Genomic DNA, 18,911 nt, shown 5'->3' on the forward strand with positions numbered 1-18,911 from the left:
CCTGGACCAATCGATCACCGCGCCAGCGTCTGGGGCGCGTATCTGCGAATTCCGGCGCGATAACCACGCATGTAGTAATATTTCCAGATGGCCCAGAAACGCTTCTTCGATTGCGGCAGGAGATAAAGCGTGGCTGCCCGACAAGCCCATTGCGCGCTTTCGACCCAGGTTTGCAGCGGAACGCCACTTAGCCTCATCCCTTCGGGAACCTCATCCGGGAAGAGTGCCGGCATGCCGTAGCCGAGCCGTTCGCCCCGTTTCTGTACCCAATCCTCGGTGACACTTGATGCCGGAATCCAGTGATGGACCACGGCTTCGGCGCATCGATAGGATTTGGCGCCATTTGCCGCCAGGCGAATGATGATCTCCGCATCTTCACCCATGGCGAACATCTTTCCGGGAAGAGGACCGATATCTTCCCGGTAGCGCACGCTCGTTCCAAGCAGATCCCGCCGAATGATCGTGTTCGGACCCCAGACTTTCGTCGGATCACACGGTCCGCTTTGCGTTTCGTCGACGATCGCGAAGGTGGATCCCATCGGAATCCAGTCGATAAAGCGGCCCTTCGGTTCTTTTTCCCAATCGGGGACGATACGGCCTCCGAAAACGCCGTAGGCCGGATGAGCGATGGCGCAATCAACGATCGCTTTCAGCCAGTTCGGTTCGGCGCGTATGTCGTCGTCCGTAAAGACAACGAGATCTCCCTTTACCCGATCCAAACCCAAATTCAGCGCGCCGGATTTCCCCGGCTTGCGCTGCTGCAGGATGGTGATTGGAAGCGTCTCGCTATACGATTTCAAAAGATCAAAGGTGCCGTCATTGCTGTTGTTGTCGACAGCAATCAATTCCCATCGGTCATGGGGAAGCTCCTGGCGCACCAAGGAATCCAACATGTGGCGCAGCCGCCGGCTGGCGCCATTGTAGGATGCAAAGAGCACGCTGACGAATAGATCCGACATCAGTTACCAACCCTCTTGGTGAAGTCGAAAGAGAAAAGCGTCATATTTTGACTGCCTGTGCGATGTTCGAACGGGACTGATTCCTTACGCGGGGTTTGACCGCGTCTTGCCGAAAAACTCGCGCCTATGACTTTCACCGAGTACCCTCAGCTTACGAAGATTGCGCAACCACCGCCGCGGTTTGGTCAGCACGCCGCGATTCAGGAAATACTGTCGTAGCAGGCTCGGTGCCTGGCTATGCGATCCGCCATGGGCAACCCGATAGACCGCCCCACGAAAGGGAAGCTTCGTGAGCGGCGCTCCGCGTTGGGCAAGGATGTTCGCAATGCGGACATGGCTGCCGAGCATCGACTTGATCCAGTCGAGCGAAGCATCCTCAAAGCGTTCCGGCAGTTCATAGAGATCGGCACGAATGATCAACGAGGTACCGCAGAGATGGCTGAAGTCGTCGTGGCCAAACAGGAAATTGCCGCCATCGTCCCAGATGTAACCGTGGTCGATCGTCCATCCGTTGGCGTCCCGATGATCGGATACGTGCTGAACGATCCTGGAGCTGACGAAGTCATCGTCATCGACAATCATGAAGAAGCGACTGTCGGTGGCGTTCAACATGCCACTGAGTACGCGACGGCCTTTGTCTGCCCGGAACGCATCAAGGAAGTCTTCCTTGCTGCCCTTTCCGAGCTCATGCAGGTCGTTCGGCGGAAAGGTGACGCGCACCGCGGAAAATTTCTCCGGCAAATCGGGCAAGTCGGCCCCTTCGTTTGCGACGATGATTCCGCGCCAATCTCCATTGGTCTGGTTGGAAATGGAGGTCACGGTCTGGCTGAGGTTCGCCTTCAGCCTGCTCCAATCACGGGCATTGTCCTGATGTCGGACCGGGATAATGAAGGTGACAAGTGGCATCGAATGACCCCCTTAAGCCCGCAAGCTCACAGCTTCTTTTTGATCGGCACGCCCCTTGGACGCCTGACCACGCGCCCACTCGATTCCGTCCTCGAGCGAGGTTGCCTTATATGAAAGGTCGGTTCCGCCGGAGAAAGCATTCATGAAGCGGCGGATCTTTCCATAGCTGTTATCAAGCACGGCATGCGGGCGACCGAGCAGCAGCGAGCAGATATGGACGTGCAGGCGATCGGTCACGATTGCGCGGGCGCGCGAAATCTGACTGATGCCGCGCTCGAAGCGGTTGTGTGCCGCAGCATCCAACCTGCGCAAGGCAACTTCGCTCGGCTTCAATGCGAGATAAGCCGAAGCTACCCCCAACCTCTTGGCGATATCGACCTTCCGTTTCGACTCGGTAATCCAGTCTTCCACAGGAATATCGGAAGGAATCTCGCGATCGGTACCGCCCACCCGTTCCGCATCCTCGCGCAACATGGCGAGGACGGGGATCTGTGTCGCCCTTTCCGGCAGCGGGCCGATGGCAAAAGCCATATCGGGGCACAGTCGTACGGCGCAGTCGAAGTGTTTTTCGGAAAACTCCTTCGATTCCTCGTCGCGCACAAGCAGCACGAAATTCTTGTGGCGCCCGATTGCCCGTTTGGATTGCTCGATGCGTTCAGACGAGCTGTAGTGGATCGATTGCGGGAACTGGATGATCTGCCGATCCGGAAAACGCTCCATGATGGCTTCGCGAAAATCCTGGTGGGCAACCCAGATATCGCCGAAATTGCCGCCGCCGTGAATGAAGATCGGGCCGGTCGGTACCCGCCGTTTCAGTTCGTCGGCAGAGAAGTCGTACAGCCTGGAAACATAGTCCGGGCGCTTGCCGAAGCGATCCCTGAGATAGGCCATCTCACCCAGCCAGATTGCCGAGTCGCCGCAATTGCGGATGTCGGGAAAATCGAGAATCGCAAGCGGTTCGTCGCGCGAGACATAGTCCTTCAGGCAATCATGGATCATGCCATTGAGTTTTGCGATCAGCTCCGATCTGGATTGGCTGGTCATTCTGCCTCTCTTGTTTGTGTTCGTTTAGCTTCAGGCCGACTTGGCTACGGCAATACGTTTGGCTTTTGACAGGAACTTGACAAAGATACGCTGAACTTCGGTTTCCGGCCCGTTTGGCTTGTTCATCGCGAGCCAAAGGACAAAGCTGGAACCGATATAGATGATGCCGCCGGTGATGAGCAGAATGGCCAGATGAAGGGTCAAGCCCAGCTTATCAGTAGGCATGCTGAGGAAATGCGACAATCCTAGGACGCCGGCTGCCATCAAGGCAACGCTGGCAAGCGCGCGGAAGTTGGCGCCGAGCTGTTGGAAGAATGGCAGGTTGATCAAGCGCTTGACGAGAAGCATGTTGACCACGGTGGAAATCAGGCCCGTCAACACGCGCGCATAAACGACGCCGGGAAGCCCGGCCATCATGAGACCAGCGATGATGATGGGAACGCGAACCACCAGCATCTGCGTGTCGCGGATGAACAGCATCTTGGTATGGCCCTTTGCCATGCCCAGCGGCTGCACGAGCGAACCCAGGGTCTGCAGGGCGAAGACCGATGCGAGCGCCTGGACGATGAAGATCGCGGGAACCCACTTCTCTCCCAGGGCAAGCCGCATCATTGGATCGGCCACGACGGCCATGCCGATTCCCGCCGGAAGCGCCACCGCCGCCAAAAGCGCCTGGGCGCGCTGATAGGCCGCGATCAGGCGGACCGGGTCGTTGCGGACCTTCGAAAAGCCAGGGTAAATCGTCTGGTTCAACGGTGCCGTCGCCTCGCGCGTCGGCAGCGTCGACAGGGTGTTGCCGACCGTATAATGGCCAAGCTGCGTGGCGCCCAGCATCTTGCCGATCAGCAGATATTCGATGCGCCAGTTCAGCGTGTTGACGATCTGTCCGGCCGTCAGCCACACCGAGAACGAAAACAATTCGCGTGCATGACGGAAGGTGATGCGAGGCCAGAACGGCAGGACGGTATAGGAAACGATAATATTGGTCACCTGATAGGCGAGGGTGCCGATAACGAGCGCCCAATAGCTGTGATAGATGGCCGCGATTCCTACCGTGACGACAAATCCGACCAGCTTTTGCGAGACGTTGAGGACGAATTCCTGCCAGAAGATCAGGTCACGCTGGAGCATGACACGGCGCGGATTGGCTAGCCCGCTGAGCAGCAGGCTGAAACTCAAGGCAAGCATCACGCTCGTCAGCCGCGGCTCGTTATAGAATTCGGCGATCGGATAGGAGGCGGCGGCAAACAGCAGCGCCAATACCGCGCTTCTCGTCACGCTCAACGTCCACACCGCGCTGAAATGCGTTTCGCTTGGAGATTCGTGGCGGATAAGCGCCTGATTGAGCGAGAGTTCGGTGACCGAACTCAAGATGACCTGGATCGTCGTTGCAATGGCGACGAGACCAAAATCAGCCGGCACGAGATACCATGCGAGCACAAAGGTGCTGAGTGCCGAAAGTCCGTTGACAATGGCGCGGGACAGACTCAGCCACATGCTGCCCTGAATCAGGCGGTCGGTAACACTGCTCATGGGCGAACGGCTCCTGAGGTCAACAACATCGACCGTCCAAGCGGGCTGCACACCCATTCCGAGTGCGTCTCCCTCTTGCAGGAGCAAAGGGTGTTGATGGAGTTGGAAAGCATCATGCTTTGTTGCCTCGTCACGGGGTCTGCGACATTAAAGGGCGCTTGCCGTCTGCGTGGAAAAATCTTGCTTCAGCCGGCCCAGTTCGGCCAGCATTTTCTCGTGCGCTCTTACGATAGCCTCGTCGGAGCTGAGCTGTCCTGGCTTCGCGGCTACCCGCTGCAGCGTCTGGACGGTAGAGCCGAAGACATAGTTACCGGTCAGCTGCCGGATGCGGCGGTGGCGGAACGTGATGTTTTTCAACAGGTAGGTGTTCTTCCGCACCAGCGACGCTCCGGCTTCAACCAGGTTCGACGGGCCGATCGGATCGAAATCGATCTCCAGATCCAGCGCACTCGCCCAATCATACCATTTGGCGCGATTGCCGGGTGCGATCGGCCGGATCGCCCGCCAGGGAACGCGGAGCGCATCGGATATGATGCAGCCATGCATCGCCTCGGAGACGACCTTATGCGATGCGCTGATCTCGGTTAGAACCTTTTCCACCGACCAGCGGGGATCGATATAGTGGATGCCGGCGAGATCGCAGACTTTATCCCAGCTGCCGTACATGGCGCTTTCGTAGTGCGGCATGAAGGAGACGGGATAACGCTTCTCGATGCTTTTGGCATCCCAGCAGCTGCGCGTGAGGATGCCCGAATCGCCGATCGCGTAGCTTGGGTCGATGCCGAGGATTTCCGCGGTCTTCTTTCCGCGCACGAAATAGAACGTCCAGTTGCCGTCGACTTTCGGCGGGTTGGTATATCCGCCATAGCCTGAGCCGAAGACGATCTTCTGCATCTTCGGATCGAAATTGTCGTAGAGGATCGAGCCGATGCCGAGAAAGAGCTGGCTTTCGTCTTCGTCGAAGAAGCCGGGCAGCAGACGCTCCCAAAGCCAATGGTTCAGTTCGTCGCCAAAATTCTCGTGTTTCCCCCGGTAGGCAAACATCTTCATCGTGCTTCTCCAGTCGGCAAGTGCGTCACGATCTGCGAGACCGTGTCGTCTTCGCGGGCCATGCGTCCGTAACGCGAAATGATCTTGATGTCGCTGCGGATTATCTTGGCCGGGTTGCCCGCCACGAGCGAGCGCGGCGGAACGCTCTTGGTCACCACCGAGCCGGAGCCGATGACGCATTCGTCGCCGATCTCGACGCCGGGCAGAATGATGCTGCGGGCGCCGATGAAGCAGCGTTTGCCGATTCTCGTGTGAAGATAGAGCCCGCGTGTGAGATCGTGGGTCAGGATAGCCGCCTCAAAGGCGACATAGGTTTCCGCGCCGATATGCAATCCCTTCGGATTGGTCTTGTCGAACCGCACGCTCAACGAAAAGCTGGCCGTCGGATCGATGTCCATTCCCCAGAACTTCGTATAATAGAGCCATTTGGCCTTCACAAATCCGTTCCGCAGCGGGCGAAATACGTTCAGTCCCCACTTCGGCTTTTTTCCTGTCTGCACCATCAAGTCCGACCCCGGCTGGCAAATTCGTCTAGCACGGAACTGTAATAGTCCTCGAGCATCCCCGTCTGACGACGTAAGTCGAAGCGCTCGGCCACCAGAAGCGGTGCCCGCACGCTAAAGGCTGTCCACAAGGCCTGGTCGTTGAGCAGCCTTCCGACCGCCTCCGCCATTCCCGCGACATCCCGCTCCTCCACGAGATAACCAGTTTTCCCCTCTTCGATCGCTTCGCCCACGCCTCCCGAGCGAAATGCGACGACCGGAGTCCCGACGGCTTCCGCCTCGAGATTGGCGAGGCCGAAAGCTTCGGCGTGACCATTATCGAGGGTCACGCTTCCATGGAGATAAAGCTCCGCACTGGCGAGCAGATCCCTTATCTCAGTCTGCGACAGATTTTCATGGATCGTGACGCTTGGCAAGGAACGACGTGCCAGTGCTTCGATTTCCTCCTTCAACGGACCCTGGCCGACCATGACGAATTCGACCGGGGTACCGGCGGCAGCCACGCGCGAAAGCGCATCGATCATGAAACGATGGCCCTTGTAGTCGACGAAACGGGCAATGGAAACCACGAGCCCTTTTTTTCGCGGACGAGGCTCCATTTTGAAGAGGTCGAGGTCGATGCCGATATGATGGCGATAGACGCGCTCGGCGCGAAAGCCGAGCGCTAGCAGCCGGTCGCGGATGAAATCGGAAACGGCGATGTTCCAGCTGTTCCAGCCGGCCATCTCGCTTCGGCCTTTGGCGAAGAAGCGCACCTGATTGAAGCCGCCCGGCTTTTTCGGATCGCCGCCATAGGTGGCGTCGAAGCCGTGGAACGTCGTGACCAGCGGCTTGCCGGCGGCGCGCGCCAAGGGACCGATGACATAACCGTTCTTGCCGAAATGGGCGTGAACGAGATCGGCTTTGCCGATCGCAGGAAAGAGGAAGGGAAGGCCGATCTGCGGGATTTTCAGAAGCAGTTCACCGACTCGCGCAACGGGGGATCGACGGATGTCATGAACCGGAACAGTGGATTTTTTTGTATGGGCCGAAGAAATGCGCGAGCCGGCAAGAATTTCAGCTTCGAAAGAACGAAACGCTACTGCCTGGTTGAGAACAAATGCCTGGCTGGCAGGCAAAAATTTTTCCACATAAATAACGGCCTTTTTCATGAATCTGTTCGCGTCTCCGTTGTCTTGCGCATCACATTGCCTCTATTGCCCGCCGGATACCATCAATCGCACTTCTCGGCGCATTATTGTCGTCGTAAAGATTAACGCGCTTAGTGCAAGCCGCATTGGGATCGGCCCCCTTCTCATCGCGATCGGCATATTTTTCCGACATGCCCCATACTGTCACGCCTTTCAAGTCGCCATGCTCAGCCGCCACGGTGATTACGTCGCTGAAAATATCGGCGTAGGACGCCGGCGTGAAGCCTTTGTCGCGGTTCAGGAAGTGGCAGGAGGCATCGAGCTCGGTAATGAAAACGCCGATTCCCATCTCCTTCAGCGCCGCACAGAAGCGCCCCATTCCCTCCGGATCGATCCGGTCGAGGCCGGGGCGGAAATGCGCCTGCAGCCCGACCGCATTGATCGGCGTTTTCTTCGCGACGAGATCCTCGACGATTTTCAGGATCCGCGCGCGCTTCTGTTCGAACACGTCGGATTTTTTCTCCAGATGCGTTTCGTTGAGCACCAGCGTCGCGTCGGGATTGGCCTGGTGCGCCATGTCGAAACTCATGCGGATATATTCATCGCCAAGAAGGCGTCGGAAAACACAATCCCGCAGGTCCGGTGCATCATACTCCAACGGCTCGTTGACCACATCCCAAGCATCGATCGAGTTCTTATAGCGAGTGACAACCTGTTTTATGTGACGGTTCATGGTCGCCTGAATGGTCTTTGCATCCGTGATATCAGACACCCACTCCGGGACGCGATACCAGATCAGCGTATGTCCATAAACCCTCATGTTGTTTTTGCGTGCAAATGCAACCATACGGTCGGCGCTGCCGAAGCTGAAAACGCCGGGTCTCTTTTCCGTGGCATTCCACTTCAGCTCGTTTCGCGGCGTTATTGAATTGACGTTGTCGATGTAGATCTCGGAAGCGATTGGATCGTTGATGTTTTGCAGATCGATTGCCGATCCGAATCGGAACGACTTCCTGTCGGCAAGGGCGCGTAGCCCTGCAGCCGGAGGCACCTGTGCAAAGGCGTGGCCCGCCCTGGCATATAACAGAGCGAGCGGAACCGAGGCGAGGAAACGTCTTCTATTCATTCTATCTCTCACTGTTGGCTTTTTTCATGTCCGCGGTGGAAATTGAAGGGCCGGGCTCGTCGGCAATGATCCATCGCGGGGTTCGCGTTCAATTGAGTAGAGTAATGCAACCTCAAATATACTTTCGCCGCAGGGGATATTGTCAGTATCTGATAGACTTTTCAGGATGCTCCAAGATATGAATCTTTGCGGAGGGGCGCTCGTGATGGAAGATTGGTTTAGCTATCTGATGAGCTGTTTTCCTATGGCATTTCATAATGCCGTTTTTTTTATGGCGACTGCACGAAACGCTCTATCCCTTCTCGATGACTGGCAGTTCATAGCCCTTGCTCTCGGCGTCATCGGCATCATTTTCCTCCTCTCTGCAGCGCTCGTCAGAATGTCGTGGCGGCTGCGTCGGTCGGAGATCGTCATCCGCTCGCTGAACGAAGATCTTGCGCAAGTCACGCAGGATCTCAATGTCGAGCGTGTCTGGCGTCTGGCGGGTGGGGACAGCACCGAACGGCCGAGTGCGGACAGTTTGAAAGAGCTTTACAGGCTTCTGGCCAGACATCACGACGATGCAAGTTACATGGCGTGATCAGCGCTAATGCGGATGCTCACGGCTCTCTGCCGGCGCCTCGCGATCGGGTGGCGTGGAGACCGATTCCGGTTGCTCGCTGCCGATCTCGGCTGCGGGGTCTGGCGATGGAAGCCATATTTTGCTCGAAAAGTAATTTCTCGTTCTTTTCTGAGGTCCTGAAGTGGCATCCAACGACAGTGTAAAATTATAATTCCCGGGATTGAGCACCTCGCGGGTGAAGCTGATGCTCGCTCCGAAGCCGTCTTCCTTGATGTCCTTCAGATTCTTGATCGCGTCGAGCGTCTCGTGAAAATCGAGCCATTGTGGCTGCCGCAGCATGATTTGGAAGATTTGCAGAATGCCGGGATCGAGCTGGCCATTTTGATCCGTCTCGGGATTGATGATTTTCACGCGCATATTGTTGATCGTGCCAGCGGCGTCACCCCGAACGATCACAAAGATAGAGTTCGGGAGCTGGTCCTTCTGTCGCTTGCCGCTGTGCTCAAAAAAGCATTCGAACGTATCGGCGTTGAAGCTCGCCGCCGCCCAATCGCTGGTTTCTATACCGGCATCGCGCAGCGCCGCGCACATTGCGGCGCCGGATATCCGCCATGTCCGTAGAAAAGTCGACGCGGTCTGCGCCGCCGGTGGTTCGATGAGATGCACGGGAAGCGTGAAGGTGACAGGTGGTTTCGGGCGGGGAAGGGCTTTGGGCGGAGGCCTAACCTCAGGAGGAAAGAGATCGTAGCCAAAATAATGGCCGACCGTCTTCAAGTGTTTCATGTCGTTGGAAAGAAGCACCGTTCCCATGATTAGCGAGAGGGAAATCGTCAGCAGCAACCAGAAGACCACGGGAACCCGCGATTTCCCCAACGGCTGTTTCGCATATGCGGACGACGAATTATCGGGCAAGCTTGTCTTCTCCGGCACGCGAGAAGGGTTTCGATCGGCTGTCTAAATCAAGCAGTATACATTCATCCGTTAAATATCTTTGGCTTCGTGTCGGCAATTGGGCACTTTAAGGGCCGGCATCAGGGGAGGGCTGCAGATTTCGGCAGGGACGCTTCAACACCGTCACACGCGACAATCTCCAATGCAGCCCTGCAATTGCAGGGATGGATACCAGGATGACCTCGAAGCGATTGTATCGTTTTGTTTTCTTGGCAACCCCACGGATTTTTAGCGTTATTTCGGATGTTGGGCGTTTATTTATGTATAACCTAGTTTAAGTAAATAATACTTACAATTGTTTTTGCCTATTCTGCGTTGTAAATTCCTTTATCGCGTATAGGTTTTGTTTTTTATTATAAAACTTTAGATTATAATTTGACTATTATTATTGTCTGTCGGTTGCTGGTCAGGTTTAATCAAATTTTCGACGTATTCCTGGATAGGGTCTGCCGCGCAATCGCCGAGGGGGAGGGGCATGTCCGTCGAGCTAGACGCAACCACCTATATTCACGCCAAGCCGACAACCGCGCATTCCTACATCTTGCCTTCCGTGCTCGACGTGCTCGAGAGCCATTTCGAAGGTTCTGCAGAAAACGACGTCTTTGATTTGGGATGTGGCACCGGCGGCGCAGCAGCGGCTCTTGCGCGACATGGGTATTATGTCGTCGGCGTCGATCCTTCCAGCGACGGCATCGCCAAGGCCAATGTCAATTATCCCGACCTGCCGTTGAATGTCGGCTCGGCCTATGGCGACCTTTCCAGGGAATATGGCACATTCAATGCCCTGATCAGCCTTGAGGTGGTGGAGCATGTCTACGATCCGAAGGCATTCATCTCGACGGTGTACGATCTCGTGAAGCCGGGCGGTATCGCAGTCATGTCGACGCCCTATCATGGTTACCTGAAGAATCTTGCCCTGGCTGCGCTGGGGAAAATGGACGACCATTTCATGCCGTTGAAGGAACATGGTCATATCAAGTTCTGGTCGAAAAGCACATTGAGCACGCTGCTGCTGGATGCCGGCTTCGACAATATTCGTTTTGAATATGTCGGAAGGATTCCTGTTTTCGCCAAGTCGATGATCGCCGTCGCTCAAAAACCTCTTTGGCGGCGGCGTCGCAGTGGCGCATCTCCCAGAGAGCATTCGTTCCCGCGAAATGGGCGATAGAGCGCAGCGCATATCCGCGCCAAGCGGCGCCCGCTGTAATAATCCACAGGTTGTTTTTTACTGTGTGTGATGCTGAAAAAAATCCTTACGAAATATTTACTTTTAGTTGCATTCTTGCTTAAACTCTCCATTATACAGCTGGCGTGCTGATAAAGCGGGAGACTTATTCACATGAAGGCTAAATCGCCGAATTCTATCGACGTCTATGTTGGCAATCGCGTGAGAGTTCGGCGAAAGACGCTCGGGATGACCCAGCACGGTTTGGCCGAACTTCTGGGCATTACCTTCCAGCAGATCCAGAAATACGAAAAGGGAACGAATAGAATCGGCGCCAGCCGTCTTCAGCGCATATCCGAGATTCTTCGCGTGCCCGTCGGCTTTTTCTTCGAGAACGGCGGCGCTGGACCGATCGAGGGCGAGACGAGCGAGTTGAACAAGTTTTTGTCCTCGAAGGAGGGGCTGGCGCTCAACAAGGCGTTCATCGCCATCGAGGACCCGAATATCCGGCAAAAGCTGGTAGCATTGGCCAAAAGCCTGGCGGTCGCGGGATTGACTGACATCGACGGTGAGTTGCAGGATCCGGTTGTGAACGGCTGAAGGTGCACCTTGCTTCATTTGCAGACGTTCGGCGATCTACGGTTGATCGACGCGAATGGCGAACCGGTTCGCTATCCGATCAAGGGCCTGTTGATGATGGCCCATCTCTACGCGGGTGCGAGCCATGAGCTCAGCCGGTATGAATTGGCGCAGTTTCTATGGAGCGATGTCGAAGCCGAACTGGCGCGGCTCAATCTGCGCAAACTGATTTCCCGCATCCGCGAGACGGACGGCGGGCGGGCCGAAATACCCTTCGATTTCACCGCCACCACGGTTCGTCTCAACACGCAGGCGGTTTCCAGCGATCTGGATGTCTTTCGCACCGCCGGTCCGCCGCTGGAGCGGCTGAATGCGATCGCCGAACTGACCCAGCGCGGCTTCATCGGAAATATCAAACCAGCGACAAAGCTAATAGATACCTGGATGAGGGCGCAACGGGACGCTCAGGCGCTGCAACTGCGGCAAGCATTGCTGGATGCGCTGCCTGATGTAGAGAAGTCGGGGGCTGCGCGCATCATTTCGAGCGCCGCTCTGCAGATCCTCGAACGGGATCCGAACGACGAGCAGGTCCGAGCCTTGCTGCAACAGCTATCGGGCGGTTCATCGTTCGGCGAGAGATTGCCAAGCGGCAATGGTCCTGCAAGGGTGGAGGTGAAGCGCGCTGAGACCGGTGGCGCGACCTCTGCCGATATCGAACGCGCATCGCTGCCGCTGATCCTGCCTCGGCTGGTGTTGCTTCCCCCGACTTCGATACACGCAGATGCCGGGCTGGCGCTTGCGAGCGCCCTGATCGAAGACGTCACGATCGAACTCTGCGCGCTTCGAAATATTTCCATCGTTGCACCGCATACGGCCGGACAAATCCGCCGGGATTCCGAGAAGGCGACCGTCGTCGCCCGCCATTCGATCGCCTATCTCCTGGATACGCGGTTCTCCGACGAAGGATTGTTCGCGCAGCTGATTTACTTCCCCACGGACGAGATCATCTGGGCCCATCGCTTTGTGATGACGCCTGATACGCTGCCCCGGCAGAGACGGCTGATCGCGCAGCAGTTGACCTTGTCGGTGGCCCGCGAACTGGCTGAAAAGGAGGAAGAGCGCTTACGCTTCGAAGCCAACCCTGAGGCCTATCACGCTTATCTCGTCGGCTCGAGCCTGATGAGCAAGCTAACATTGCCGCATATCCGCCGGGCACGGAAGGCTTTCAAGCAGTCGCTGTCGCATAAGGCGGATTTCTCTCCATCGTTTACCGGGCTGGCGAGAACCTTCACCAGCGAATGGCTTGTGACGGCGCAGGGGAATAATGAGCTGCTGCATCTGGCAGAGCAGAATGCGCTTCGGGCGATCGAGCGGGATCCGGCATCGGCGGCGGGCCATCGCGAGCTTGGCGTCACCAAACTCTATCTCGGCGATGTCGATGCCAGCGTCGCCGCACTTCATCTGGCGGAGGAGCTCAGCCCGCATTTTGCCGACGTCATCTACAGCCATGCCGACACGCTCGTGCATGCATCCCGTCCGGGCGATGCGCTCGCCAAGATCCAGAGAGCGATTTCGCTCAATCCGATCGCGCCTGATGCCTATCTCTGGTGTGCTGCGGGAGCGAGCTTCTTTCTGGAACAGTACGAGGAGGCCATTGCCTATGTCGAGGCGATGAAAGACAAAGCGCCGGCCCATCGCATCGCTGCGGCCAGTTGCGCAATGATCGGCGATCGAAAACGGGCGCTCTTCCATCGGCAGCGCGCCGAGAGCATCAACCCGGTGTTCGACGTCGAGAAGTGGCTCGCCATCGTTCCCTTCAAGGAGCAATGGCAAAAGGAGCTTTATCGGGAGGGCCTGTTGAGGGCTGGTTTTTAACAATCACTTAGGGGCATTACATGGCAAAGGCAGTCATTATTGGAATACCCGGCGAAGCAGGTCTCTGGCTCGCCGACCTCGATGCGGGCACGGTCAAGCCTCTCAATCCGACGGGGGATTTGGCAACCGCAAACGGCCTGCGCAAAGCCGGCGGTACATTCGTAAAGAACGTCGACCTCGGCGTCGCCGTTTCGTCGGCGCAGGTCGCCCTTTCCGGTCACGTCGACGGCTGAGCCGGCATTCTGACGCACCGGTCGATATATTCCGATAGAAGCATGTCGCCGCGGGAAACTCTTTCCCGCGTCGAACCTCTTTTGGCCAGGTTCGGCATTACCAGGGTCGCGCGACACACCGGGCTGGATGACACCGGAATCCCCGTCTGGTGCGCATACGCCCCGAATTCGCGGTCGATCGTGATTGCCCAGGGAAAGGGCCTGACCGATCTCGACGCCAAAGTATCCACCGTCATGGAAGCGCTCGAGCGGGCGGTTGCGGGCGAACCCTCCGTCGATCTCGTCCGCGGCACTGCTTCCCGTCTGCAGGCGATGGGGCACAAGGCCGAAACGCTGAACTGCCTGACCGCTCTTCATAAATCCGATCTCGGATCGGACGAGGAGACTGAATGGGTTGCCGGCGTTAATATCCTCACCGGCGATGAGGTTTATATCCCTTTTGAAGCGGTGGTGCTCGACCGGACACGCGACGCGCGATACTGGATGTCTTCGGACGGTCTGGCATCGGGAAACAATATCGAGGAGGCGATCCTTCACGGCGTCCTGGAGCGCATCGAGCGTGATGCCCATGTGCTGTGGCAGGTGAGCGGGGAAGCGGATCGTTATGCCGGCTGCGTCGATCCCCGCGGCTTTGAGGATGGCGCCCTGGACGGGCTGATCGACAAGATCGAAGCATCGGGATTGGCACTGAAGCTCTTCGATATCACCAGCGATATCGGCATCCCCTGTTTCACCGCCATGCTGGGCCCGCGGGATATTGGCGGCGGCAGGGACATTCGCCTTGTCGAGGTGACCGGCGGCGCCGGCGCGCATCCGTCCCCCGTGCGCGGGGCCATTCGGGCGGTGACGGAGGCCGTGCAATCCCGGCTGACCTATATCAGCGGAGCCAGGGACGATATTACCCCTGCAACTTTCTCAAGATCGTTGCCGCCGCTGATGCGGCGGGCCTTCGATGCTGTTGCCGCACCGCCTGTTGCCGCCATTGGTAGCGGTGGGGAGGCCGGATCTCGGCAATGGGATCTGGCGCAGATGCTGCAGCACGTGCTCGATGCGCTGCGACAGAGGCAGATCGCTTCGGTGATTGCCGTGCGCCTCAGCGATGAGGCGCTTCCCTTCAGTGTCGTCAAGGTTGTCATCCCCGAACTCGAAAATCCGGAGGGCGCGCGCGCCCGGCGGTTCGGAACGCGGGCGCTTGCCAGGGCGATAGGCTTTTGAAGATCATTTTCGCCGGACCCAGTCTTCCCGATGCGGCGTCGCTGGCCGGCGACGGGATCCGCGTCCTGCCGCCTGCCACGCAAGGCGATGTCCTGGCTCAGGTGGAGCAGGGCGCCAATGTCATCGGCCTGATCGACGGCGGCTTCGAATATGCCGCGCCGGTCTGGCACAAGGAAATTCTCCATGCTCTTTCGCTGGGCGTCGCGGTTCTCGGGGCGGCAAGCATGGGCGCGTTGCGGGCTGCCGAATGCCATTCGTTCGGCATGGTCGGGATCGGTCGCATTTTCGACGATTATCGCAGCGGCCGGTTGGTTGACGATGCCGCCGTCGCACTTACGCACGCGCCAAGCGCGCTTGGCAGCAAGCCGCTGACGGTGCCCCTCGTCAATGTCAGCGCAACGCTCGATGCGATGGAGGATGGCGGACTGCTGGCAAGCGGGTTGCGCCGGGAGCTCGACGATGCCGCAGGCGCGATCTTTTTCAAGAAACGGACATGGCGGGCGATCGTCGAGCAATGCGCAGGGTTGACCGAACCGGATCGTCCGCGACTGTTGGCGGCCCTTCTGTCGAATGCCGTCGATCAAAAGCGCATCGATGCCTTGGCATTGCTGAAAGCCGTGCAGGAGGCCGGCGACAGTCGTTCGAATGCCGACCTGCCCTGGACACTGCACGAAACCCCGTTCCGGACACGCCCAGCATTGTGAATCGAAGATGATGATGGTCACCGGGGGTTGTGTCACGCTTTTTTCACGGGCTCGATCACGTTTGCGCGCGTACCATGCCTTCAATTCGTTGGAGAAATGGGCATGGGCGTGACATCGGTTGTCAAGATAGACGCAGACCAAGGGGCGGAAGACGGTCTGGAGGAGCTTGTCGCATTGGCGCGAATGATTGCCTATGCGCGACAGGTCGCTCAGGATGTCAAACTGCAATTCGCAACGAATTGCCTCGACCTGGCGCTCGAGGCCGTCAAGCAGGAGGTGGGGGAGGGTTTGACCAGGGAACTGGCTGAATTAAGTTCTCCGGTTCCGCAAGTGAGTGTGAGAAGTCATTAGTACGGCGCGTCCGATCGGACGGGCTGAAGAAACTCCACCGCTTTCAAACCCGCGCATAACCCCGAAAATCGGCTTCGATTTTCGGGGTTATTTTGTGCGCTTGCGCAATCGGGCAACCGTCAATCGAACGGATCCGCTTGTTTCAACCGCCGTGAGGCAACGCGCTGAAGCCGACGCCCGGTACGGGCCCATGCTTCGGCGCTTAATGTCGATTTTAGGTTGGGGAAGGCCGGCTCGTTTCCGGCCGCTGGCGTTTGGTTTAGAAGCTGTTCGATATCCATCTCACGGATGGCTTCGAAGCGAGGGGTAAGCGCCTTCGCTGACGTTGCCTCCCGGCAGGGAAGCGGCGGCGATTTCGGGTTTCATTTGTGCTCTGGACATCGGCCGCTTGCCGGCCGATCCCTGCTTTCAGTGGGTCAAATTGCGCTTCTGAGCCAGCAGCAAAATGTAATCGTCGGCAATGTCTGCGATGGCCATTGCCACTTCCGCCGGATCGCATCCGTCGACCTTGGTATTTGCAATGAACTGATAGACCGCCTTCTCGATCTGCTTCCGGCAGATCATCACGCGCTCATCGTAACCAAATTCCGGAATCTGCGATGCTATATCACTCATCAGGTCGGCTCCCTCACTACTTACAGTGACCATGACACAAATTATAAGTTGAGCAAGCAAATGCTTTATGAACGGTTAATTCGCTGCCGAGGTGAGACCATTTCGACACAGGTTAAGCATGTCATCGAGGATCCGGCGTATTGAAACAGGGGTTTTCGACTACGCTCGGGCATATCTATTGTTTCGTTTCGGGACACTCGCCAAAGACGGCCGATGCTTCCTACGTCGCGGATTTTGCGTCGGTATTTCAAGCGGCGAGGGCGAGCCCATATGCCGACGTTCGAAATGATAGAGCGAATGTTGCTGGCCGGGTTTGTCGGTTCAACCCGCGGAAATCTATTAAAAATCTATATTTATCAATATGTTACTTTCTGCTTGGCCGTGTGGCTTTGTATCGGCAAGTTTCCGAGGCGCGGCCATCCCCGAATTTTGGACCATCGGCTGTCGTAACCTCACCAGTAATACCGGCAGGTTGCGGGGGATGTTGAGAATTCGGAGCGGACATCGCTTTCGGCAGATTTTCCGGTTCCAAAGAAAAGCTAAAGCCGACATCGTGAACATTAAATGTACGGAATAGACTGAGATGGTCAATTTACCAAAACAAATCAAATTTTATCAAAAGGTAAAATTATGATTTCAAATAATGGTTGTATTTAAGTATCAATTGCAAAACGATATATAGCTTCTATTGCAATAGTCTCAGGATGCATTGTTCTTGATGGGTTTGCGATACTTATAAAATTCTATCTGGTGATGATATCAGATTGATGAAGACTGTTTCGCCTCCGAAAATATCCTGAGATCGATTGGGGCCTTAGCTAAAATATCGACCAAGGAGAGCCGGCGCTTCGGCATTTGCCGCTGCGGGAGTTTCGCGTCGGGCCGATCTCAATGGGGCAATATCGTCACCCCCCACTCCGATCCACGGGCTTTGATGCAGCGATAACAGTGATCGTATTTGCGGCAACCTGCCATCAGGCAAAGTTGAGGACCCGTCGGGGTGGATGACGGGTCCTCCGGTAGGAATGTTTGCACAGTGCGCTGCTATGATTACAGTTAAATTTGATATTGTCACAGATCATTATTGGGATGATTGTTATTTTTGTAGATTAATTGTCTTTTTCTGGCGGTTATTCTGTTTTGATATCGATTTTTTGGATGTGTAATGACGAGATATTCAGAGGATGGTAGAAGTGTTATTTGTCAAAGCTTTAGACATTTGACAACGCTCGATCCTTTGGCGCGATATGGGCGCAGAGCCAAAGGCGCCAGAGCTAATAGCCGACAGGCTCAGGCGTCCTGCGGCGAGGTCGCCGGCGAGGATTCACCAGACCGGTCGATCTCCGACAAGCGGCTGAGCAATGCCTTGGTTCTAAAGCGCGACCAGCCGCCAACCAGTGGGATAAGCGGGTCTATCTCTTCGAATTTTCCGAAATTCTTTTGCTTTGGTTGCCTGGCCGGCCAGGCTTTGGACAAGACCCTGTGTGCGGCCCTGTTGGCTTTTGACAGAATCAATTTGGCTATGATGCCAGAAGCAAGCAGTGGGCTATGATGATAAATCTGTTTGAGCGAGGCAGCGGCGCTCGGCCAATCTTTCAACGCGGCAAATTTTGAAAATGCATAAAGATGCGCCGATGCGCGGGCGCAGCTGACGACAAAGGCCGGAAGTGTCGGATTTCGGGCAATACACTGTTCGCTCACAGCGAGAAGGGATCGCGCCATGCGCGATCTATCGGCGGACATGGCTTCGGAGTGAACACGATATCCCACCAGCCCCAACGGCACCGTCTCGATCTTGAAATGCTCGGCGGTGCGAAGTTCGAAATCGAAATCCTCGCACCCTCCGATCCCCTGTCTTGCATAACTTGGATCGTAGCCTCCGATCGTGTCGACGACGGCCCGGCGAACCATGAAGCCGCTGCCATTGCCGACGAAGCGGAATACGAGATGACGGCTCAGAATGGAATCCCGGGCGCTCAGCGACGAGCCGGATTTCGTGCAATATCCCTCAGGATCAATGAAGCGGTGCAGAGAATAGACCGCGCCCCAGCTGTCCGGCAGGCGATGGAGCGCCGAAAGCATTCTTTCGATATAGGTCGGATGCCAGATGTCATCGGCATCGAGGAAAGCGATATAGGGGGAGTTCGATGCCTGGATCCCGGTGTTGCGGGCGGCAGCGACGCCGTGGTTTTCCGTCGACAGAATCCGGATCCTTGCATCTCCATCGGCGAAGCGGCGGCAGATGGAAGCGGTGTCATCCGTCGAACCGTCGTCGATGATGACGATCTCCAGCGCCTTGTGGGTCTGGTCGACGACCGACCGCAGCGTCTCGGCAAGGTAGGAGCTGGCGTTATAGGCAGGAACGATCACCGCCACTGGAATGTTGGATGTGGTTGGCATCTCCATCACC

General features: G+C 56.7%; 19 protein-coding genes. 8 read left to right on the forward strand and 11 right to left on the reverse strand.

What is annotated here, in order from left to right:
• Positions 1-14: 14 nt before the first annotated feature.
• The 8 genes from FHX10_RS00940 to FHX10_RS00975 form a co-directional block, all read right to left on the reverse strand.
• Positions 15-959, reverse strand: coding sequence for a glycosyltransferase (locus tag FHX10_RS00940; RefSeq protein ID WP_028758141.1), 945 nt, complete (start codon positions 957-959; stop codon positions 15-17).
• An 84-nt stretch (positions 960-1,043) separates the two neighbouring features.
• Positions 1,044-1,865 carry a galactosyl transferase gene (locus tag FHX10_RS00945; RefSeq protein ID WP_028758140.1) on the reverse strand — a complete coding sequence of 274 codons (822 nt, stop codon included), beginning with the start codon at positions 1,863-1,865 and terminating at the stop codon, positions 1,044-1,046.
• Between the two features lie 12 nt (positions 1,866-1,877).
• Positions 1,878-2,909 (reverse strand): polysaccharide pyruvyl transferase family protein, encoded by a 1,032-nt coding sequence (locus tag FHX10_RS00950; RefSeq protein ID WP_063474432.1) that lies wholly within the window; start codon positions 2,907-2,909, stop codon positions 1,878-1,880.
• Positions 2,910-2,939: 30 nt separating this feature from the next.
• On the reverse strand, positions 2,940-4,442 hold the full coding sequence (locus FHX10_RS00955) for a lipopolysaccharide biosynthesis protein (RefSeq protein WP_028758138.1): 1,503 nt from the start codon (positions 4,440-4,442) through the stop codon (positions 2,940-2,942).
• Positions 4,443-4,589: 147 nt separating this feature from the next.
• Positions 4,590-5,492, reverse strand: coding sequence for an exopolysaccharide glucosyl ketal-pyruvate-transferase (gene pssM / locus FHX10_RS00960; RefSeq protein ID WP_063474433.1), 903 nt, complete (start codon positions 5,490-5,492; stop codon positions 4,590-4,592).
• On the reverse strand, positions 5,489-5,995 hold the full coding sequence (locus FHX10_RS00965) for an acyltransferase (protein ID WP_047611515.1): 507 nt from the start codon (positions 5,993-5,995) through the stop codon (positions 5,489-5,491). The genes pssM and FHX10_RS00965 overlap by 4 nt, the downstream gene beginning before the upstream one ends.
• A complete protein-coding gene (locus FHX10_RS00970) occupies positions 5,995-7,146 on the reverse strand; it encodes a glycosyltransferase (RefSeq protein WP_063474434.1) in 1,152 nt (383 codons plus the stop codon). Before FHX10_RS00970 ends, FHX10_RS00965 begins: the two co-directional genes overlap by 1 nt.
• A 31-nt stretch (positions 7,147-7,177) precedes the next feature.
• Positions 7,178-8,251, reverse strand: coding sequence for an endo-1,4-beta-xylanase (locus FHX10_RS00975; RefSeq protein ID WP_047611512.1), 1,074 nt, complete (start codon positions 8,249-8,251; stop codon positions 7,178-7,180).
• Between the two features lie 205 nt (positions 8,252-8,456).
• On the opposite strand from FHX10_RS00975, the gene FHX10_RS00980 reads away from it, so the two are divergent.
• Positions 8,457-8,831: a hypothetical protein gene (locus FHX10_RS00980; RefSeq protein ID WP_244604782.1), complete on the forward strand. Its 375-nt coding sequence runs from the start codon at positions 8,457-8,459 to the stop codon at positions 8,829-8,831.
• Positions 8,832-8,837: 6 nt separating this feature from the next.
• On the opposite strand, the gene FHX10_RS00985 is transcribed toward FHX10_RS00980, so the two are convergent.
• Positions 8,838-9,725 carry a DUF6030 family protein gene (locus FHX10_RS00985; RefSeq protein WP_184389033.1) on the reverse strand — a complete coding sequence of 296 codons (888 nt, stop codon included), beginning with the start codon at positions 9,723-9,725 and terminating at the stop codon, positions 8,838-8,840.
• Positions 9,726-10,239: 514 nt separating this feature from the next.
• Between FHX10_RS00985 and FHX10_RS00990 the strand changes: the two genes are divergently transcribed.
• The 7 genes from FHX10_RS00990 to FHX10_RS01020 all read left to right on the forward strand — a co-directional run bounded on the left by FHX10_RS00990 (position 10,240) and on the right by FHX10_RS01020 (position 15,886).
• A complete protein-coding gene (locus FHX10_RS00990; RefSeq protein WP_244604783.1) occupies positions 10,240-10,932 on the forward strand; it encodes a bifunctional 2-polyprenyl-6-hydroxyphenol methylase/3-demethylubiquinol 3-O-methyltransferase UbiG in 693 nt (230 codons plus the stop codon).
• Between the two features lie 171 nt (positions 10,933-11,103).
• Positions 11,104-11,529 (forward strand): helix-turn-helix domain-containing protein, encoded by a 426-nt coding sequence (locus tag FHX10_RS00995; protein WP_028758131.1) that lies wholly within the window; start codon positions 11,104-11,106, stop codon positions 11,527-11,529.
• Between the two features lie 9 nt (positions 11,530-11,538).
• Entirely contained in the window at positions 11,539-13,383 is a 1,845-nt protein-coding gene (locus tag FHX10_RS01000; protein ID WP_063474437.1) for a hypothetical protein, read from the forward strand.
• Between the two features lie 20 nt (positions 13,384-13,403).
• The gene (locus FHX10_RS01005) at positions 13,404-13,616 is read left to right on the forward strand and encodes a hypothetical protein (protein ID WP_028758129.1); all 213 of its coding nucleotides are present in this window, start codon (positions 13,404-13,406) and stop codon (positions 13,614-13,616) included.
• Between the two features lie 42 nt (positions 13,617-13,658).
• Positions 13,659-14,831 (forward strand): YcaO-like family protein, encoded by a 1,173-nt coding sequence (locus FHX10_RS01010; RefSeq protein ID WP_063474438.1) that lies wholly within the window; start codon positions 13,659-13,661, stop codon positions 14,829-14,831.
• Positions 14,828-15,535: a TfuA-like protein gene (locus FHX10_RS01015; RefSeq protein ID WP_063474439.1), complete on the forward strand. Its 708-nt coding sequence runs from the start codon at positions 14,828-14,830 to the stop codon at positions 15,533-15,535. Before FHX10_RS01010 ends, FHX10_RS01015 begins: the two co-directional genes overlap by 4 nt.
• 102 nt (positions 15,536-15,637) lie before the next feature.
• Positions 15,638-15,886, forward strand: coding sequence for a hypothetical protein (locus FHX10_RS01020; protein WP_028758126.1), 249 nt, complete (start codon positions 15,638-15,640; stop codon positions 15,884-15,886).
• Between the two features lie 408 nt (positions 15,887-16,294).
• Here the strand turns inward: FHX10_RS01020 and FHX10_RS01025 are convergent, their stop codons facing one another.
• The gene (locus tag FHX10_RS01025) at positions 16,295-16,501 is read right to left on the reverse strand and encodes a hypothetical protein (protein WP_028758125.1); all 207 of its coding nucleotides are present in this window, start codon (positions 16,499-16,501) and stop codon (positions 16,295-16,297) included.
• 1,290 nt (positions 16,502-17,791) lie between these two features.
• A complete protein-coding gene (locus FHX10_RS01030) occupies positions 17,792-18,907 on the reverse strand; it encodes a glycosyltransferase family 2 protein (protein ID WP_210294324.1) in 1,116 nt (371 codons plus the stop codon).
• Positions 18,908-18,911 lie beyond the last annotated feature (4 nt).

Origin of the sequence: Rhizobium sp. BK591 (assembly GCF_014195045.1) — a bacterium.
GTDB lineage: Bacteria > Pseudomonadota > Alphaproteobacteria > Rhizobiales > Rhizobiaceae > Rhizobium > Rhizobium anhuiense.

Excerpts from the sequence above, each read along its gene's own strand:
- FHX10_RS01005 (WP_028758129.1), top strand. The coding sequence starts at position 13,404 with ATGGCAAAGGCAGTCATTATTGGAATACCCGGCGAAGCAGGTCTCTGG.
- FHX10_RS00990 (WP_244604783.1), top strand. The coding sequence starts at position 10,240 with ATGTCCGTCGAGCTAGACGCAACCACCTATATTCACGCCAAGCCGACA.
- FHX10_RS00965 (WP_047611515.1), bottom strand. The coding sequence starts at position 5,995 with ATGGTGCAGACAGGAAAAAAGCCGAAGTGGGGACTGAACGTATTTCGC.
- FHX10_RS00940 (WP_028758141.1), bottom strand. The coding sequence starts at position 959 with ATGTCGGATCTATTCGTCAGCGTGCTCTTTGCATCCTACAATGGCGCC.
- FHX10_RS00945 (WP_028758140.1), bottom strand. The coding sequence starts at position 1,865 with ATGCCACTTGTCACCTTCATTATCCCGGTCCGACATCAGGACAATGCC.
- FHX10_RS00975 (WP_047611512.1), bottom strand. The coding sequence starts at position 8,251 with ATGAATAGAAGACGTTTCCTCGCCTCGGTTCCGCTCGCTCTGTTATAT.
- FHX10_RS00955 (WP_028758138.1), bottom strand. The coding sequence starts at position 4,442 with ATGAGCAGTGTTACCGACCGCCTGATTCAGGGCAGCATGTGGCTGAGT.
- FHX10_RS00995 (WP_028758131.1), top strand. The coding sequence starts at position 11,104 with ATGAAGGCTAAATCGCCGAATTCTATCGACGTCTATGTTGGCAATCGC.
- FHX10_RS01020 (WP_028758126.1), top strand. The coding sequence starts at position 15,638 with ATGGGCGTGACATCGGTTGTCAAGATAGACGCAGACCAAGGGGCGGAA.
- FHX10_RS00950 (WP_063474432.1), bottom strand. The coding sequence starts at position 2,909 with ATGACCAGCCAATCCAGATCGGAGCTGATCGCAAAACTCAATGGCATG.
- FHX10_RS01010 (WP_063474438.1), top strand. The coding sequence starts at position 13,659 with ATGTCGCCGCGGGAAACTCTTTCCCGCGTCGAACCTCTTTTGGCCAGG.
- FHX10_RS01030 (WP_210294324.1), bottom strand. The coding sequence starts at position 18,907 with ATGGAGATGCCAACCACATCCAACATTCCAGTGGCGGTGATCGTTCCT.
- FHX10_RS01025 (WP_028758125.1), bottom strand. The coding sequence starts at position 16,501 with ATGAGTGATATAGCATCGCAGATTCCGGAATTTGGTTACGATGAGCGC.
- pssM (WP_063474433.1), bottom strand. The coding sequence starts at position 5,492 with ATGAAGATGTTTGCCTACCGGGGGAAACACGAGAATTTTGGCGACGAA.
- FHX10_RS00970 (WP_063474434.1), bottom strand. The coding sequence starts at position 7,146 with ATGAAAAAGGCCGTTATTTATGTGGAAAAATTTTTGCCTGCCAGCCAG.
- FHX10_RS00980 (WP_244604782.1), top strand. The coding sequence starts at position 8,457 with ATGGAAGATTGGTTTAGCTATCTGATGAGCTGTTTTCCTATGGCATTT.